General features: G+C 65.2%; 13 protein-coding genes and 1 pseudogene. 5 read left to right on the top strand and 9 right to left on the bottom strand.

The features are described 5' to 3' along the window. Nucleotides 1-40 precede the first annotated feature (40 nt). From fixL to CT676_RS18125, 4 genes are all read left to right on the top strand, one after another. Nucleotides 41-1,558, top strand: coding sequence for a sensor protein FixL (gene fixL / locus CT676_RS18140; protein WP_135215072.1), 1,518 nt, complete (start codon nucleotides 41-43; stop codon nucleotides 1,556-1,558). 3 nt (nucleotides 1,559-1,561) lie between these two features. Continuing rightward, nucleotides 1,562-2,179, top strand: a complete 618-nt coding sequence (gene fixJ, locus CT676_RS18135; protein ID WP_028150099.1) for a response regulator FixJ — start codon at nucleotides 1,562-1,564, stop codon at nucleotides 2,177-2,179. 58 nt (nucleotides 2,180-2,237) lie between these two features. Next, nucleotides 2,238-2,660, top strand: coding sequence for a response regulator (locus CT676_RS18130; RefSeq protein WP_135215071.1), 423 nt, complete (start codon nucleotides 2,238-2,240; stop codon nucleotides 2,658-2,660). A 103-nt stretch (nucleotides 2,661-2,763) separates the two neighbouring features. Beyond that, nucleotides 2,764-3,453, top strand: a complete 690-nt coding sequence (locus CT676_RS18125) for a helix-turn-helix domain-containing protein (RefSeq protein WP_085404555.1) — start codon at nucleotides 2,764-2,766, stop codon at nucleotides 3,451-3,453. 39 nt (nucleotides 3,454-3,492) lie between these two features. On the opposite strand, the gene CT676_RS18120 is transcribed toward CT676_RS18125, so the two are convergent. Genes CT676_RS18120 through CT676_RS18105 form a run of 4 tightly spaced genes read right to left on the bottom strand, consistent with a single transcriptional unit; the run spans nucleotide 3,493 to nucleotide 9,413 of the window. After that, nucleotides 3,493-4,806 carry an MFS transporter gene (locus CT676_RS18120; RefSeq protein WP_085404464.1) on the bottom strand — a complete coding sequence of 438 codons (1,314 nt, stop codon included), beginning with the start codon at nucleotides 4,804-4,806 and terminating at the stop codon, nucleotides 3,493-3,495. A gap of 23 nt (nucleotides 4,807-4,829) precedes the next feature. Then, nucleotides 4,830-5,363, bottom strand: coding sequence for a PRC-barrel domain-containing protein (locus tag CT676_RS18115; RefSeq protein ID WP_085404465.1), 534 nt, complete (start codon nucleotides 5,361-5,363; stop codon nucleotides 4,830-4,832). A gap of 22 nt (nucleotides 5,364-5,385) precedes the next feature. Continuing rightward, nucleotides 5,386-7,590 carry an amylo-alpha-1,6-glucosidase gene (locus CT676_RS18110; RefSeq protein WP_085404466.1) on the bottom strand — a complete coding sequence of 735 codons (2,205 nt, stop codon included), beginning with the start codon at nucleotides 7,588-7,590 and terminating at the stop codon, nucleotides 5,386-5,388. A 59-nt stretch (nucleotides 7,591-7,649) separates the two neighbouring features. Then, on the bottom strand, nucleotides 7,650-9,413 hold the full coding sequence (locus CT676_RS18105; protein ID WP_085404467.1) for an ABC transporter ATP-binding protein: 1,764 nt from the start codon (nucleotides 9,411-9,413) through the stop codon (nucleotides 7,650-7,652). A gap of 272 nt (nucleotides 9,414-9,685) precedes the next feature. On the opposite strand from CT676_RS18105, the gene CT676_RS18100 reads away from it, so the two are divergent. Further along, on the top strand, nucleotides 9,686-10,756 hold the full coding sequence (locus CT676_RS18100) for a glycosyltransferase family 4 protein (protein ID WP_085404468.1): 1,071 nt from the start codon (nucleotides 9,686-9,688) through the stop codon (nucleotides 10,754-10,756). A gap of 180 nt (nucleotides 10,757-10,936) precedes the next feature. On the opposite strand, the gene CT676_RS18095 is transcribed toward CT676_RS18100, so the two are convergent. From CT676_RS18095 to CT676_RS46265, 5 genes and pseudogenes are all read right to left on the bottom strand, one after another. After that, nucleotides 10,937-12,859 (bottom strand): alkyl sulfatase dimerization domain-containing protein, encoded by a 1,923-nt coding sequence (locus tag CT676_RS18095; protein ID WP_085404469.1) that lies wholly within the window; start codon nucleotides 12,857-12,859, stop codon nucleotides 10,937-10,939. Nucleotides 12,860-13,115: 256 nt separating this feature from the next. Beyond that, a complete protein-coding gene (locus CT676_RS45260; protein ID WP_244623188.1) occupies nucleotides 13,116-13,562 on the bottom strand; it encodes a GGDEF domain-containing protein in 447 nt (148 codons plus the stop codon). Next, the gene (locus CT676_RS18090; RefSeq protein ID WP_244623187.1) at nucleotides 13,489-14,247 is read right to left on the bottom strand and encodes a hypothetical protein; all 759 of its coding nucleotides are present in this window, start codon (nucleotides 14,245-14,247) and stop codon (nucleotides 13,489-13,491) included. The genes CT676_RS45260 and CT676_RS18090 overlap by 74 nt, the downstream gene beginning before the upstream one ends. A gap of 119 nt (nucleotides 14,248-14,366) precedes the next feature. Further along, on the bottom strand, nucleotides 14,367-15,650 hold the full coding sequence (locus CT676_RS46270; protein ID WP_321576422.1) for a TRAP transporter large permease subunit: 1,284 nt from the start codon (nucleotides 15,648-15,650) through the stop codon (nucleotides 14,367-14,369). A gap of 240 nt (nucleotides 15,651-15,890) precedes the next feature. After that, nucleotides 15,891-16,235: pseudogene (locus CT676_RS46265) on the bottom strand (TRAP transporter small permease subunit); the annotation flags it as partial. Between the last annotated feature and the right edge of the window lie 106 nt (nucleotides 16,236-16,341).

Genomic DNA, 16,341 nt, shown 5'->3' with positions numbered 1-16,341 from the left:
CGCGGCACCACGCCCGCCGCGCGAAGATGGGAGTCATCGATTGTCGCCGACCCGCGTAACGCATCCGCCAGACGACAGTCGCGGCGAGCATTTCCGGGTCCGGATCGAGGGATTCGGCGTCGGCACCTGGGATCTCGACCTCACGACGCGCGAGCTGGAGTGGTCGGAAACCGCGAGGACGCTGCTCAGTATCGAGCGGGGCCAGCCGGCAAGCTACGACCTCTTCCTGTCGCGCCTCGAGCCCGGTGACCGCGCGCGCATCGAGAACGCGATCAAGCAGGTCTCCGAGCATGGCGGCGGTTTCGACGTCTCCTTCAGGATTTCCGCCAATTCCGGCCGCGGCAAATGGATCAGGGCCCGCGCCGGCTTGATCCGAGACGAATCCGGCGTCGCTCGCCATCTCAGCGGCATCTTCCTCGATATCGACGAGGAGAAGCAGGTCGAGGAAGCCCTGCGCACGCGTGAGACCCACCTCCGCTCGATCCTTCACACCATTCCCGACGCCATGATCGTCATCGACGGTCGCGGCATCATGCAACTGTTCAGCACCGCCGCCGAGCGCCTGTTCGGCTGGTCCGAGCAGGAGGCGATCGGCCAGAACGTCAGCATCCTGATGCCGGAGCCCGACCGCACCCGCCACGACAGCTACATCGCGCGCTATCGCAGCACGAACGATCCGCACATCATCGGCATCGGCCGCATCGTGACCGGCAAGCGCCGCGACGGCACGACCTTTCCGATGCACCTGTCGATCGGCGAGATGCAGTCCGGCGGCGAGCCCTATTTCACCGGCTTCGTCCGCGACCTCACCGAGCACCAGCAGACCCAGGCGCGGCTCCAGGAATTGCAGTCCGAGCTCGTCCACGTCTCGCGGCTGACCGCGATGGGCGAGATGGCCTCGGCGCTGGCCCACGAGATCAACCAGCCGCTGGCGGCGATCAGCAATTACATGAAGGGATCGCGGCGGCTGCTGGCCGGCAGCACCGACCCCAACACGCCGAAGATCGAAAGTGCGATGGATCGCGCCGCGGAGCAGGCCTTGCGCGCCGGCCAGATCATCCGCCGCCTGCGCGACTTCGTCTCCCGCGGCGAGTCCGAGAAGCGGGTCGAGAGCCTGTCCAAGCTGATCGAGGAGGCCGGCGCGCTCGGGCTTGCCGGCGCGCGCGAGCAGAACGTGCAGCTCCGCTTCAGCCTCGATCCCGACGCCGATCTCGTGCTCGCCGACCGCGTGCAGATCCAGCAGGTGCTGGTCAATCTGTTCCGCAACGCGCTGGAAGCGATGGCGCAGTCGCCGCAGCGCGAGCTCGTCGTCGCCAACACCCGCGTCGATGACGACATGATCGAGGTCGAAGTGTCCGACACCGGCTCCGGATTTCAGGGCGACGTCATTCCCAACCTGTTCCAGACCTTCTTTACCACCAAGGAAACCGGCATGGGCGTGGGACTGTCCATCAGCCGCTCGATCATCGAGGCTCACGGCGGACGCATGTGGGCCGAGAGCAACCCATCGGGCGGCGCGACATTCCGCTTCACTCTCCCGGCAGCCGATGAGAATTGATCCATGACGACCAAGGGACATGTCTACGTCATCGATGACGACGAGGCGATGCGGGACTCGCTGAACTTCCTGCTGGATTCCTCCGGCTTCGGCGTCACCCTGTTTGACGATGCGCAAGCCTTCCTCGATGTCCTGCCCGGCCTTGCCTTCGGCTGCGTCGTCTCGGACGTGCGCATGCCTGGTATCGACGGGATCGAGCTGTTGAAGCGGATGAAGGCGCAGCAAAGCCCGTTCCCGATCCTGATCATGACCGGCCATGGCGACGTGCCGCTCGCGGTCGAGGCGATGAAGTTGGGGGCGGTCGACTTTCTCGAGAAGCCGTTCGAGGACGACCGCCTCACCACCATGATCGAGACGGCGATCCGCCAGGCCGAGCCGGCGGCGAAGAACGAGGCGATCTCGCAGGACATCGCCGCCCGCGTCGCCTCCCTCAGCCCGCGCGAGCGCCAGGTCATGGAAGGGCTGATCGCGGGCCTCTCCAACAAGCTGATCGCCCGTGAATACGACATCAGCCCCCGCACCATCGAGGTCTACCGGGCCAACGTCATGACCAAGATGCAGGCCAATAGCCTCTCGGAGCTGGTCCGGCTAGCGATGCGCGCCGGGATGTTGAAGGATTGAGGCAAATCGGATTGAGGCAAGTCAAAATCATTCTCCCGGGCCGTGCTAGCCAGATGGGATGATCGAGATCGGCTCGCACCATCAGCGGCTTCCAGTGACGTCATCCGCAAAGCCCACCGTCTACGTGGTCGACGATGATGCCGCCGTGCTGGGATCCCTGCAATTCCTGCTGGAAACCGACGGCTTTGCCGTGCGGACCTTCAGGAATGCCACGGCCCTGCTGAATGCCAGCGGCGCGCCCGGCGCGGACTGTTACGTGATCGACTACAAGATGCCCGACATCAACGGCATCGAGCTGGCCGGCCGGTTGCGCCAGTCCGACGAGGGCACGCCCGTGATCCTGATCACCGGCTATCCCGATGGGAATATCTCGGCCCGGGCGGCAGCCGCAGGCGTCAAGGACGTGATTTTGAAGCCGCTTCTCGACGAAACCCTGGTCAAGTCCATCCGCCACGCCATCCAGGGCGGCCGCGGCAACTGACCTACGGGGTTCTACGTAGGTAACCTCCCTTAAGATATCTCGCGAAATTTTCGAAGCGCCCGAACCCGCGTACCAAAGCGTCATCACAACGGAGATGGCGCAGATGCTGACCGAGACACTCAACACCCAGGCGATCAACACCCAAGTTCGTGCCAAGATTGCCCCTGCCCATCCCGTCTCCGACCAGTTCGGCGCGATCGCCGGCCTCGTCGCCACGGAGTTCTCCTACCGCAAGGACGAGGAGATCTACGGCGAGGACGAGCCGGCCGAATATGTCTACCAGGTCATCACCGGCGCGGTGCGCAGCTACAAGCTGCTCTCCGACGGCCGCCGCCAGATCGGCTCCTTCCATCTTCCCGGTGACGTGTTCGGCCTCGAATCCGGTCCCAGCCACCGCCTCGCCGCTGAAGCCATCATCGACACGACCGTGCGCCTGGTGAAGCGCGCGAGCCTGGAGAAGGCCGCCGGCACCGATGTGCAGGTCGCGCGCAAGCTCTGGGCCATGACCGCCGGCGAACTACGTCACGCCGAGGACCACATGCTGCTGCTCGGACGCAAGACCGCGATGGAGCGCGTTGCAACCTTCCTGCTCGAGATGGACCGCCGCCTTGCGGTAGCCGGCATGATGGCACTGCCGATGTGCCGCCGCGACATCGGCGACTATCTCGGCCTCACGCTGGAGACCGTGTCGCGCGCGCTGTCGCAGCTTCACGCCCAGGGCATTTTGGGATTTTCCGGCGCCCGCCAGATCGTGCTGCGCAACCGCCAGCGCCTGCACAATCTCGACGCCTGATTTCTGTCTTCCCCACCCAATTTGGCCGGCTGAATTCGTTCAGCCGGCCATTCTTTTCGGCGCGATCATGCCGGTGCGCCGGGTTTCCGGCATCACAAAGAGGATCAGCAAAAGCCCGGTCGCGGCGACGCCGGACAGCCCGATGAAGGCGGTGGCATTGCCGAACTTGTCGCTGACATAGCCGCCAAGCGCCGTGCTCAAGGACGCCCCGATGCCGGTCGCCGTCCCGACAATGCCTTGCGCCAGATTGAAATGGCCGCTGCCGAAGGCGACGTCGGCCACGATCAGCGGGATCATCACCGCGAACACCGCCGCCGTGATGCCGTCGAACACCTGCACCGCGACCAGCAGATAGGGATCGCGCACGGTCGCAAACAGAAGGCCCCGGATCGTCAGCGCAGCGAATCCGATCAGCAGCAGCGGGCGCCGGCCCCAGAGCTGGGCCTTGCGCCCGACCGTCGGCGACAGCAGCGCCACAATCGCCTGCGGCACGACGATGCAGAAGGCGACAAGCACGGTTGCCCACTGGCTCGACCGCGCCGTCACCGCGCTCGCCATCAGCGGCATCATCGCGGCGTTCGCCAATTGCAGCAGCAGCACGCTCAGCGCGAAGACGATGAGCGGGCGTTGCCGGATCAGGTGCCAGAGATTGGTGTCGCCTGGAACCGGCGCCTCGCGCGGCATCTCGCCGTGACAGCGCGCGATGTCGACTTCCTCCTCGCGGATGCGCGACAGCGCGATCAGGGTCGGAATCGCGAGCAGGAAGGTGACGAGGAACACCGAGCGGCTCGACAGGAGATAGCCGGCCGTGCCCATCACGGCGGCGGCGACGCCGTTGCCGAGGGACGCAAAGCGCGCATTGCGGCCGAGCCGTTCGCCGATCGCAAGCGGACCGACCAGGCCGAGGCTGATCGCCGCGATCGCCGGCCCCAGCACGCAGCTCGCCGCCGCATGCAGCGTGGCCGCAGCAACCACCACGGGGAAGATCGGCATCGCCGCATAGGCGAGCGCGCAGAAGCCGATGGTCGCTATCGCAAGCGCTGCGACCAGCCGCTCGGACTTCGCGGCATCGATGATCGCGCCACCGGGCATCTGTCCGATCAGCGCGACGATGCCACCGATCGACAGCACGAGGCCGATCTCGACCTGAGTCCATTTCTGCGTCGTGAGGTAGACCGCGATGAAGGGACCGAACCCGGTCTGAACGTCGGCGAGGAAGAAGATGAACCAGTCGAGGCCGCGCAGGCTCTGGCGCGACGGCGCCGGAAGGCCCGCAGGCGGCGGCGCGGCAACCTTGTACCGTTCAACGCGGCTATCGCGATCTGCGTGGTTCCGCTTCCTCGACAACAGCACCGGCGGCCATCCCTCCCCGCGCCTCACTGAATCGCTTGCAGCGGCTGCAGGCTGCCGGACGCGCCGAGCACCACCATCGGCGTGTCTTCCTTGTATTCCGGCGCGGCTGCGACCTGCGCCTTGGTCAATTCCAGCGTGATGCTGTCCTTCTTGTTGGCAATCTTGCCGAACCGCATCGCGTTCCAGTCCACCACGATCTTGCGGCTGCCGACGCCGAGGAAACCGCCGAAATCAATCACGGCGGCGCGCACACGGCCGGCGCGGTCGACGATGATGTCGACAATGCGGCCCATATCCTCGTCGGCGGCGCTGCGCACGTCACGGCCGAGCACGCCATGGGCGTCGCTCGCACCGATGATGGTCACGGACGGCGGCGGAGCGGCGTCCTTCGGCGTGACCGGCACGGTTGAAGCCGGCGGCTGCACCGTGGCCGGCGCGTTCGCTTCGCTGGGGGGCGTCGTTGGGCCCGCGGGCGGCTCCTCCGCGGCACGCGATGCGGCGACCGTCAATCCCGCGACGATCGCCGCGCTCAGAACCAACCATCCGGCGGTACGCATGAACCCTCCTCCCGGCGCGCCGCTAGCGCGCCAGCACGATCGAGACCTGGATCTGGCCGCGCGTGCGCAAGACCTCCAGCGCGACGTCGTCGCCGTGACGGCTGACGCGCAGATCCACGCTGGAACTGCCCAGGCGCAGATCGCGCAGGATCACCTCGTTCAGGAACGCCGGCAGATGCGGATTGCGCAGGCGAATCTCGCCGCGCGCGACGTCGAACTCGATGCCGAGCGCGGCCTCCAGCAGCGTGAATGGCGTCGCGCTGGCCCAGGCCTGCGGCGCGCAGGCGACCGGATAGAGCGTCGGGCCGCGCCGCTTCTCGCGCCGGAAGCCGCAGAACAATTCGGGCAGCCGCCGCAGGTCCATGTAGGTCGCCGCGTCGAACAAACCCTTGAAGAGATGTGCCACCGAATGCTTGAGCCCGTAGCGCGCGAGCCCGAGCGCGATCAGCGCATTGTCGTGCGGCCAGATCGAGCCGTCATGATAGGACATCGGATTGTAGCGCACCTCGCCTTGCGCGACCGTGCGGATGCCCCAGCCCGAGAAGAAGTGCGGCGCCATCAGATCGGCGGCGACGAGACGTGCGCGGTCCTCGCGGATCATGCCGCTGAACAGCACCTGCCCGGCATTGGACGTCCGCACCTTGCAGGGCCGCTTCCTGCCGTCGAGCGCGAGCGCATAGGTACCGAGCTCCTCGCACCAGAATGCCTTCTCGAACCGCTCGGCCAGCGCCTTGGCCTCGGTCTCGAGCTTTCTGGCGAGGTCCGGCTTGCCGAGCCGCAGCGCACAACGTGCGGCGAGCTGCTTGGCAGCAAAGACGTAGCCCTGCACCTCGGCAAGGGCGAGATTGCCTTCCGCAAGCTGGCCATCGGCATGGAAGATCGCGTCATAAGAGTCTTTCCAGCCCTGGTTGGCGAGGCCCTTTTCGGTGGCGCGCTGGTATTCGACGAAGCCGTCCCTGTCGGGGTCGCCCGGGCCGTCGATCCAGGCCAGCCCCGCCTCGATCGCCGGCCACAGCTCGGTCAGGGTCTTTTCGTCGCCGGTGCGCTCGAAATAGCTTCCGGCGAGCAGCACGAACAAGGCGGTCGAATCCACGCTGCCGTAATATTGCGCGAACGGCACCTCGCGGAGCGCAGCCATCTCGCCGCCACGCATCTCGTGCAGGATTTTTCCGGGCGCCGCATCGTTCAGCGGATCGACCGTCTCTGCCTGAAAATGCGCGAGCCGCCGCAGCACGCCCTTCGCGACCCGCGGATCGATCCACAGCATCTGGAGCGCGGTGATCAGGCCGTCGCGGCCGAACGTCGTCGAGTACCAGGGAATGCCGGCATAGGGATAACGCCCCTGCGGCGTCTCCGTCATCAGCATGTTGAGGTCGGCCATGGCCTGGCACAGCACCTGGTTGAAGATGTTGTTCGACGTCTCGATGTTGGCCATGCCCATCGTCGACCGGCGCATCTCGCGGCGATGGGCGAGCAGGCCCCTGAAAAAGCGCGCGGGCTTCTCCGCGATCGGCCGGTTGCAGGACACCGCCACGAACAGGGATTTCGACTGGTGCGGGTCCAGATCGAGCTGCCAGGTCGCGGCATTCACCGACAGCCGCGTCGGACGCGGGTCGAAATGCAGGCCGGTGGTACGCACGGCATCGTCAAGGCCGCGATAGTGGAACAGCACGTCGGTCGGCCCGAGCAACTTGCTGGTGCCGGTCCCGCGGTGCGGGCGCCGCTCGCCGCGCACCTCGAACAGATCGGCAAAATCGCAGTCGAACAGCAGCGTCAGCTCCAGGCTGGCGCGACGGTCGCCATGGTTCTGCACGCCGATGCGCTGATAGGCCGTGCCGCGCCACAGGAAGATCGTGCGCACGATGTGCAGCAGGTCCTTCTGGAGCACGATGCGGCCCTGCCGATAGATATCGGGATTGGTGAGATCGACGGTCAGGGCCGAATTGTCGTCGCGCAGATTCGAGCCGAGCAGCAGCGGCTGGAGGTCGTCCAGCACGAGCTCCAGCCGCGCCAGATAGCGCGTGTCGTGGTTGAACAGGCCGTCCGGCCCGCCCGCGGAGGCGCCGATATCGCCATGGCTGTCCAGAACGATGAAGGTGTCGTCGTGCTTGAGCGACCGACGGGGCCGCGCGGCGGGCCCCGTCATCGGAATGTAGAACGCCTGCTCCGCGACGGCCTCCTCCGTCTGCGCTACCGAGATGATCTGGGTTACGGCTTCGGCTGCCATGAGCTGCTCCCCTGCGGCCTATTTTTCGAACGCGACCAACGCAAACGCAACTGTTGGACTTACGCGGCGAACTTCGCCAGCCGGCTCATCTCCTGCGTCACCAGCTCACGGTAGGGACCGTGGCCCTGCATCAGGCGGTCGGGCGCGCCGTCCTCGATGATCTTGCCATTCTTCAGCACCAGGACGCGATCGAAATTGCGCAGCGTCGCCAGCCGGTGCGCGATCGCGATCACGGTGCGGCCGCGCATCAGGCGCAACAGCGCCTCGCGGATCGCCTCCTCGGATTCGCTGTCGAGCGCGGCGGTGGCCTCATCGAGCAGCAGGATCGGCGCGTCCTTCAGGAAGGCCCGCGCGATCGCGATGCGCTGGCGCTGGCCGCCGGACATTTTCACGCCGCGGTCGCCGACCATGGTGTCGAGGCCCTCCGGCAGGCTATCGATGAAATCGCAGCGCGCCGCGATCGCCGCGCGCAGCACCTCGTCGTCGGTCGCGTTCGGACGGCCGTAGCGGATGTTCTCGCGGATCGAGCGATGGAACAACGATATATCCTGCGGCACGACCGAGATGGCTTCACGCAGGCTTAGCTGGGTCACCTTGGAAATATCCTGGCCGTCGATGGTCACGCTGCCTTCATCGACATCGTAGAACCGCTGCAGCAACGTGAACAGGGTCGATTTCCCTCCGCCCGACTGGCCGACCAGGCCGACGCGCTGGCCGGGCTGAAGCCGCAGGCTGAACCGTTCAAAAATCTTCTCGCCACCGGGATAGCCGAAGGTGACGTTGTTGTATGCGATCGCGGCGCCGCTCTTCATCAGCGGCTCGGCCTCGGGATGATCGCGCAATTCATGCGGCATGAGCAGGGTCGCGATCGCCTCGGTCAGGCGCGCGACGTGCTGGGTGACATCGACCAGCGCCACCGCGAGGTCGCGCGTCGCGTTGAGAATGGAGAGGCCGAGCGTACAGACCAGCACGACATCGCCGGTGGTCGCCTCGCCCTGCTGCCAGAGCGTGATTGCCCAGGCCATCAGCGCCACCGTCAGGACGACCGTTATGCCGGCATGCGTGAGCCGCAGCTTTTCCAGATAACGCAGGCTACGGCCGCGCGCGGTCAGTTCCCGGTTCACCGTCGCGTCGAACCGCTCGTGCTCATGGCTGATGCCGCAGAAGGCGCGGACCAGCGGCATGTTGCTGATGACATCGATCATCTCGCCGTCGACGACGGCGGCCTTGTCGGCAAAGTCGTCATGCAGCGGCTTGCCGGCCGCGGCCAGATGGAACATCGCTATCACCATACCGCCCGCGACCACGATCAGGCCGAGTGCCATATAGGGACTGACGGTTCCAATCAGCCCGATGGCCGCAATTGTGGCGATGCACGGCGGCAACACATTCCAGACGAACATGTTCTCGACCGTGAACACCGCGTTTGAGGTCGCGGTGATACGGCTCGTCAGCATGCCCGGCATGCGATCCGAGAAATAGCTCGGCGCGTGTCCGGTCAGATGACGAAATATGTCACGGCGTAAATCACCCGTGACACGAACGAAGGTGAAGCTCGCGGTCCAGCTCGCGATCCGCCACAGGAAATTGTCCGCCGCGATCAGCGACATGAGTAAAATGAATGCCAGCCATACGCTGCCACCGTGCGAAGTTCCAGCGGACAGGCTGTCGACCAGGGATTTGACGCCGTACTGCGTGCCCACGGAACAGGCAACGGCTGCAACGACAGCGGTCAGGATCACGAGATGCGATGCCGGCCGTCGTCGCAGATAGCGCAAGACAAAGGCAAATGGCCTGCGCGCGTAACCAGAAAGATGATCCATGTGACTGCGACCCCGTCGTATTGATTTCGATTTTTCTGTTAGCCGATTGAACATCGACCGCTTCGCCTCGGTTCCCGGGCCGGGCCATCACGACATGCGGATGCGGACGATGTGAGAAGAGGAGATGGCAGCATCGCGGCCGACTGAAGTGTGTCGAAGAAGTAACGTTCGTTGAAGGAACTTCGCAATTGCGAGAACGTTCCCTCGTCTGGCATGCCGGTGCCGAGACACGGCGGGGGTTTAACTTCTATGATCACAGAGGAGATGGCGAGATGCGCATCGCGCAGGTAGCTCCGTTGACTGAGGCTGTTCCACCCAAGCTGTATGGCGGCACCGAGCGGGTGGTGCACTGGTTGACGGAGGAGTTGGTTGCCCTTGGACACGATGTAACCCTGTTCGCCAGCGGCGACTCGCAGACGTCGGCGAAGCTCGACGCACTTTGGCCGCGGGCGCTTCGTCTCGACGGTTCCGTGCGCGATCCCAACGCGCTGCATATGGTGCTCCTGGAGCGCGTGCGGCAGAAATGTGACGACGAGGAGTTCGACTTCCTCCACTTCCATCTCGATTACTATCCGTGGTCCCTGTTCCACCGGCAGCCGACCCCGTTCGTGACCACGCTGCACGGCCGGCTCGACCTGCCGGAGCATCAGCCCGTGTTCAACACCTTCTCGAAAATGCCTGTCATCTCGATCTCGAACGCGCAGCGCAGGCCGGTGCCGCAGGCGAACTGGGTGACGACGATCCACCACGGCCTGCCGGAGAACTTGCTGACGCCGAAGCCGGCGAAGCAGGAATATCTCGCCGTGCTCGGCCGCATCGCGCCCGAGAAGGGCGTCGACCGCGCCATCAAGATCGCGATGCATTGCGGCATCCCGCTGAAGATCGCGGCCAAGGTCGATCGCGCCGACCAGGACTATTACGACGAGCTGATCAAGCCGATGATCCAGAACAATCCGCTGGTCGACTTCATCGGCGAGATCGGTGACCACGAGAAATCCGACTTCCTGAGCGGCGCGCTCGGCCTCCTGCTGCCGATCGACTGGCCGGAGCCGTTTGGCCTCGTGATGATCGAAGCCATGGCCTGCGGCACACCGGTCGTCGCTTTCAACCGCGGCTCGGTGCCCGAGATCATCGATGAGGGCCTCACCGGCTTCGTGGTCGAGGACATCATCAGCGCTGCCGGCGTCGTCAAGCGCCTGCCGCAACTCGATCGCGCGGCCATCCGCAAGCAGTTCGAGAAGCGCTTCACGGCGCGGCGGATGGCGCTGGATTATCTCGCGGCCTATCGCAGCCTGACGGAAGCGCAGGCGCCGCGGATCAAGCTGGTGAGCAGCGCGGAGTAAGGGCCGCTTTCACCTCACGACACACTGTCATGCCCCGGCTTGACCGGGGCATCCAGTACTCCGCGACTTCTCGGCTCAAGCACTGCGGTCTCAGGAATACTGTCATCGCCCGGTCAAGCCGGGCGATGACAGCGAGCGTGCGGAGGGCGATGCCAGCAAGAACGTGGCGGCGGCGGCGCCCTAACTCACCACCGCCCGCTTCGGCTCGACGATCTCGAACATGCGCGGGAATTCGTCCATCAGGCCCATCAGCTCGGCAAGCCGCATCGGGTTGCCCGCGAGCTTGATCTTGCCGGCGGCGACCGCTTCCGGAAAGCTCGTCAGTTTCGCGATGACCTCATCGAGCGTTGCGCGCGCGAGCGTGAAACTGGCGTCCGCGCCTTCCGCCTGCACGCCCTCCGTATAAGTCAGCGCGCAATTCTCCAGGTTGAGCACGAAGATCTCGCCGGTATCGGAAAAGCTCCAATTCAGCACGATGTGCTTGCCCTCGGCCTTGGGGCCGTTGAGCCGAATGCCGAGCACGTCCCAGAGCTGCTCGGTGCGTAGCGCGGCCAGCGTCTCGCGCGGCATTGGCGGACGCGGCGGGGTCTTGGGCATGCCCTGACGCAGCTCCTGCGCGCCGAACAGATAGGCGTTGCGCCAGGTCGAGCTCTCGGCGGCATAACCGAGCTGCTCGAGCGTATCCGCGAGCAACAGACGCGCCGCTTCATTCTCCGGCTCCGCGAAGACGAGATGGCCGAGCGCCTGCGCGACAAAGCGGAACTCGCCTTTGTCGAAGTCCTTGCGTGCGCGCGCGAGGATGGCCTCGGCGCCGCCCATGTACTCGACATACTTCTTGCCGGATTCCACCGGCGGCAGCGGATCGAGATTGACCGGGTTGGCATCGTACCAGCCGAGATATTTCTGGTAGATCGCCTTCACGTTGTGCCGGATGTGGCCGTAATAGCCGCGGCCGTGCCAGGCGCCCTCCAGGCTCTTCGGCAACTGGATCGTCTCGGCGATCTCGGCGGCGGTGAGGCCGTGGTTCATCAGGCGGATGGTCTGGTCATGCGCGAACTTGTAGAGATCGCGCTGCTGGCGGATCATCGTGCCGATCCGCTCGCGCCCCCACACCGGCCAGTGATGCTGGCCGCACATCGCCTCGGCCTTGCCGTCCCAGAGCCGCAAGGCCTCGTTGAGGTACTTCGACCACGCCAGCGCATCGCGCACGTCGGCGCCGCGGAACGGCAGCAGATTGTGGAAATTGTGCGTACAGTTCTCGGCGAGGTTCAACAGTCTGTAGCGCGGGATGAAGAAGTGCATCTCCGCCGGCGCTTCGCTGTTCGGCGCCATCTGGAATTCGAATTCGACGCCGTCGATCACGCGCCTGTCGCCGGTCGCCATGATCAGGTCGGTCGGACGCAGCAGTGCCACGGCGCCCGCCGCCATCGACTTGCCGAGCCCGTTGTCGACCTGCCCCCGCACGCCTTTGGCGAGGAACGGCCCGAACTGGTATTGTGCCCGCCGCAGCATCGCCGGCCCCGCGATGATGTTCTCGGAGACGGCATGCTCCATGAACAGGTTCGGCGCGATGATCGGCACGGCGCCGGTTGCCAGCGCGTCCTCCTCCAGCACGCCGCGCGCGCCACCCCAATGGTCGGTATGGGTGTGGGTGAAAATGACGGCGGCCACCGGCTTCTGGCCACGATGCCTGTAATAGAGATCGAGCGCGGCACGTGCGCCCTCGATCGACGTCAGCGTGTCCACGACGATGACGCCGCTGTCGCCCTCGATCAGCGTCATGTTGGCGATGTCGAGCCCGCGCACCTGGTAGACGCCGGGCACCACCTCGAACAGGCCGTGATGCATGTTGAGCCGCGCCTGTCGCCACAAGCTCGGATTGACGGTCGGCGGCGCCGTCTCGCTGGAGAGGAAGCCATAGGGCTTCAGGCTCCACACCGTCCGCCCCTGCGGGTTGGCGATCTCCGCATTCTCGATCGTACCAAGGAAGCCACGTGCGGCATCGTCGAAATCCCGCGTGTCGGAAAACGGCAGCGCATTCAGCATCGCATCATGCTGCGCGGTGACGGAGGGTGTTGCGTCCTTCGGCTCGTTGCTGGTCATTCTTGTTTCCTCCCGGCCTGTGCGAACATCTAACCGCATCTCGCGGGTGATTGCTATCGGAGGAGACTGCCGAAATCGAGCGAGATGCCTCTTCCCTTCTCCCCTTGCTTGTGGGAGAGGTGGCGCGAAGCGCCGGATGAGGGGTATATCTCCGCCCGCAAGACTGTTTGTGCGGAGAGAAACCCCTCACCCGCCTCGCCGCTGCGCGGCGAGCCACCCTCTCCCACAAGGGGAGAGGGTGCACCGTCCGCGTGGCTTACGCAGCGAGCTCTTCCGCCAAGGTCTGGCCCGATGCGGTCGCATCCGCCATCCGCAAATCCCGCGCCAGCACATAGCCGCCGCGTTCCTGCTTGGCCCGATATAGCGCCTTGTCGGAGCGCGACAACAGCGCCTCGGCAGTGCGCCCGTCGTCCGGCGCGACGGCGACGCCGACGCTGACGCCGAGCTCGATCATTTGTCCGTCGATATCATAGGGCGCGCTGATCGACTGCACGATGCGCTGCGCCATCGCTTCCGCATCAGCCGCCGCACGCTGCACCAGGACGAACTCGTCGCCGCCCATCCGGACCACGAGGTCATCCTGCGCGGCGAGCGCCTTGAGCCGCCCGGCGACCTGCTTCAGCAGTGCGTCACCGACGGGATGGCCGAACCGGTCGTTCGCCTCCTTGAAGCGGTCGAGGTCGAGCGTATGGACGGCAATCATCCGTGGCCAGCACCGAACGATTGGACGCGCCGGTCATCGGGTCCAGGCGCGAGAGCTGCTCGAACTGCCGCTTGAGCGTGATCTGGTTGATCGAGGCATTGAAGCTCAGCCGCACCATCTCGAAGCTCGCGGCCACATACATCAGGATGAGGAGCCCGAGCCCGACATGGCGCAGATCGGGTTGCATGAAGGTCACGATCGCAGCAGGCGCTGCGATTGCGACGAGATCGAGCAGCGCCGCGACGGGACGCAGCGCCAGCCGCGCCACCACGCCGGCGCCAAAGCCGAAGCCGATGCCAATCGCCATCACGGAACAGAGTGCATCACCCAGCACGATGCTGCGCGCGGCAAACACGCCGAGCACGGATGCCGTTGCAACGGTGCCGGCAACATAGCGCCGCTCCCAGCGCGCGGCCTCGGCCCGACCGAGCTGCGGCGGACATGAGAGGCGGCGACGGAAAGCGAATATCTCGAACAGGCGGACAATGGCCACCACCACACCGGCAACCGTCAGGCCGGCCGTCACGATGTCGCCGGTCTCATAGGTCGTGATCGCACCGACCATCGCCTGGCAGGCGGCCGCAAGAATGGTGGGCATCGTCGTGCCGTGAAGGCCCGTGATGACTTCCATATAGACGGCGTCCGAAATCGACGCCCGTCCGGATTCCATTCTGTTGAAGAACATGCCAGCCCCATCCGCTGGCATGCTTCTACCGCAGACCCGTAAAATGGGTTCCCAGCACAGCGATGGCATTTGAGTGTGCGGGTTTACCGCGCGTTAGCCATGTCCCGGTCGTGCATAGGCTAATGCATCCCCAGCACCCGCGGCAGCCACAGCGTCAGATCGGGCCAGTAGGTCACGATGACGAGGAAGCCGAGCATGGTGATGAGCCACGGCAACACGGCGACCGCGAGCTCGGTTATTCGCATGCGCGCTATCATCGAGGCGACGTAGAGATTTAACCCGACAGGCGGATGGCAGAGGCCGACCTCCATGTTGACGTCCATCACGATGCCGAAATGCACGAGGTCGATGCCGAGCTTCTTGGCCGCCGGCGCCAGGATCGGCGCCATGATCAGGATGATCGAGTTCGGCTCCATGAAGTTGCCGGCGAGCAGTAAGAGGATGTTGACGACCAAGAGGAAGCCGACCCAGCCGAGGTTCTGCGCCGCGATCCAGTCGGCCAAGGTCGCCGGCAGGTTCTCGTTGGAGAGCACGAAGGAGAACAGCACCGCGTTGGTGACGATGTAGAGCAGCATCGCGCTGGTGTTGGCGGCGCGCAGCAGCACCCGCGGCACGTCCACGATCTTGATCGCCTTGTAGACAAACACCGCGATGACAAAGGAGTAGACCGCAGCCATCGCGGCCGCCTCGGTGGCGGTGAACAGGCCGCTGTAGATGCCGCCGATGATGATGACGACCAGCATCAATCCCCAGATGCTCTCGCGGAAGGTGCGGACGGTCTCGCCCCAGCTCGCCTTCGGCAGGCGTGGATAGTCGCGCTTGCGTGCGAGCCACCAGGTGACGATGCAGAGCATCGTCGTCAGCATGATGCCCGGCAGCAGGCCCGCGACGAACAGCGCGCCGATCGAGGTATTGGTGGAGACCGCATAGACGATCTTCGGTATCGACGGCAGCATCAGGATGCCGAGCGAGCCGGCAACGGTGATGATGCCGGCGCCGAAATGCATGGGATAGCCGTGGCGGACCATCTCCGGCAGCACGATCGCGCCGATCGCGGCAACGGTCGCGACGCTCGAGCCGCAGACCAGCGCGAACATCGCGCAGGCGACGATGCCGGCAAGGCCGAGACCGCCGTGCCAGTGGCCGATCAGCGAGGTCGCGAAATTGATCATGCGGCGCGCGACGCCGCCATGGGTGAGGAAATTGCCGGCGAGGATGAAGAACGGGATCGCCATGATCTCGAACCCCTCGATGCCCGTGAAGAGCTTCATCGAGACGGCTTCGATCGGCACTGTGGTCAGCGTGAACAGGAACGTCATCACGGTGAGGCCGAGCGCGATCGAGACCGGGATGCCGGTCAGCATCAGCGCGATCAGCAGCGCGAACACGGTCGCGGCACGCATCCAGTGCGGCAGCACCACAACGCCGAACTTCTCGGCGAGACACATCGCGAAGATCAGGATCGGCGCCATGATCAGGATGACGCCGAGCGGCGACACTTTTCGCGCGGCCGCCCTGGTCGCCGCGCCGGCGGGCTGCGGATGCAGCGCGGGCGAGACGTCGGCCTCCACGCCCTCGACATGACTCTCGTCATGATGCGGCAGATGGCCGGTCCAGTAGTAGGACCACGAGACCTGGAGGAAGCGGAAGCACATCAGGCCCGAGCCGAGCGGGATCGCCAGATAGACGAACCACATCGGCGCTTCCAAATCATTGGACTGCTGGCCGGTCTTGAACATCTCGGCGACGAAGGAGGCGCCGAAGGCCGCGATCATGCCCGTGAACAGCGCGCCGCACAGCAGCGAGAACAGGATCACGTGCTTGCGCGAATGTTCGGGCAGGCGGTTGACGAGCAGGTCGACGCCGACATGGATGCCGGTGCGCACGCCATAGGCTGCGCCGAACTTCGCCATCCAGATGAACATGTAGATGCAGAGTTCCTGCGCCCAGGACAGGTCGAGCTCGGACAGGAAGGTGAACACCGCCATCGACAGCGTCGCGAGCCAGTTCATCCCGTGCGCAGCCGCCCATCTGGAGAGGACGATCGATTCGCCTGCGCCGTAACGGTGCACCACGGCGATGAAGATCAACCCG

Source organism: Bradyrhizobium sp. MOS001 (assembly GCF_004634465.1).
GTDB lineage: Bacteria > Pseudomonadota > Alphaproteobacteria > Rhizobiales > Xanthobacteraceae > Bradyrhizobium > Bradyrhizobium barranii.
Note: the sequence above shows the minus strand (reverse complement) of the source record. Positions and strands in the feature narration are given on the sequence as shown.

Excerpts from the sequence above, each read along its gene's own strand:
- fixJ (WP_028150099.1), top strand. The coding sequence starts at position 1,562 with ATGACGACCAAGGGACATGTCTACGTCATCGATGACGACGAGGCGATG.
- CT676_RS18130 (WP_135215071.1), top strand. The coding sequence starts at position 2,238 with ATGATCGAGATCGGCTCGCACCATCAGCGGCTTCCAGTGACGTCATCC.
- CT676_RS18125 (WP_085404555.1), top strand. The coding sequence starts at position 2,764 with ATGCTGACCGAGACACTCAACACCCAGGCGATCAACACCCAAGTTCGT.
- CT676_RS18115 (WP_085404465.1), bottom strand. The coding sequence starts at position 5,363 with ATGCGTACCGCCGGATGGTTGGTTCTGAGCGCGGCGATCGTCGCGGGA.
- CT676_RS18110 (WP_085404466.1), bottom strand. The coding sequence starts at position 7,590 with ATGGCAGCCGAAGCCGTAACCCAGATCATCTCGGTAGCGCAGACGGAG.
- CT676_RS18105 (WP_085404467.1), bottom strand. The coding sequence starts at position 9,413 with ATGGATCATCTTTCTGGTTACGCGCGCAGGCCATTTGCCTTTGTCTTG.
- CT676_RS18100 (WP_085404468.1), top strand. The coding sequence starts at position 9,686 with ATGCGCATCGCGCAGGTAGCTCCGTTGACTGAGGCTGTTCCACCCAAG.
- CT676_RS18095 (WP_085404469.1), bottom strand. The coding sequence starts at position 12,859 with ATGACCAGCAACGAGCCGAAGGACGCAACACCCTCCGTCACCGCGCAG.
- CT676_RS45260 (WP_244623188.1), bottom strand. The coding sequence starts at position 13,562 with ATGATTGCCGTCCATACGCTCGACCTCGACCGCTTCAAGGAGGCGAAC.
- CT676_RS18090 (WP_244623187.1), bottom strand. The coding sequence starts at position 14,247 with ATGTTCTTCAACAGAATGGAATCCGGACGGGCGTCGATTTCGGACGCC.
- CT676_RS46270 (WP_321576422.1), bottom strand. The coding sequence starts at position 15,650 with ATGCGTGCCGCGACCGTGTTCGCGCTGCTGATCGCGCTGATGCTGACC.